Source organism: Yersinia sp. 1252 StPb PI, from assembly GCF_048593885.1.
In the GTDB taxonomy this organism is placed as follows: Bacteria; Pseudomonadota; Gammaproteobacteria; order Enterobacterales; family Enterobacteriaceae; genus Yersinia; species Yersinia enterocolitica_E.
On sequence record NZ_JAZGQE010000452.1, the window covers coordinates 1 to 648 of the forward strand.

Consider the following 648-nt stretch of genomic DNA (forward strand, 5'->3'; position numbering starts at 1 on the left):
TTCTATTATTTTTGATAGAATATCTGGCTTAGATATATAGTTTGTTTTTGAATTTAAATTCCACTTTTCATAATTATCATATCCTGTCCTCATTAGTTTTATATGTGAAAATGCTGCCTGTGCGTACAGTGGGAGCAAAACGTGTTCTTGACCTTTAATAGCAAAAGATGGCATTCTATCACGGTAAGTTTTTTCAAGGTGGTCATAAGACCTTGATAGCGAATCTAAACCATTACCATTATTTAACCAAGTTTCATAATCTTTTGAAAAATCCACACCTAAATTATTAAGCCCTCTTAGATGAGCTACAGCAGTTTGAAATACAACATCTTTAATTGCTTCTGAAATTAGATCGCTCACTTTACTTGATACATTATCCCAGACATCCGAATTTGGTTCTGACCAGAACATAGGCAATACGGTTCCAAATACAATAACAGCTGCTCCGGAAAGAGCTGATGGGACTGAAATAATAGTACCAAGTGCAACAATAAAAATAGATACACTTGTTTGAAGATCTGTATCTAAAATGGCCATGTGTTCTTTTGACGAACTTTCATCATACTTTTCTATTACAGTAGCATCTGATTTTATTATTTTACTTTTCTTATTACCCATATAGCCTCGACTTTAATATAAAGAATTCAC

1 protein-coding gene is annotated in these 648 nt (G+C 32.9%); it reads right to left on the reverse strand.

All coding sequences use genetic code 11. The annotated features are described in order from the left end of the window. On the reverse strand, positions 1–618 hold a 618-nt coding region (locus V2A85_RS24270), incomplete at its 3' end, for an insecticidal delta-endotoxin Cry8Ea1 family protein (RefSeq protein ID WP_420072629.1). Positions 619–648 lie beyond the last annotated feature (30 nt).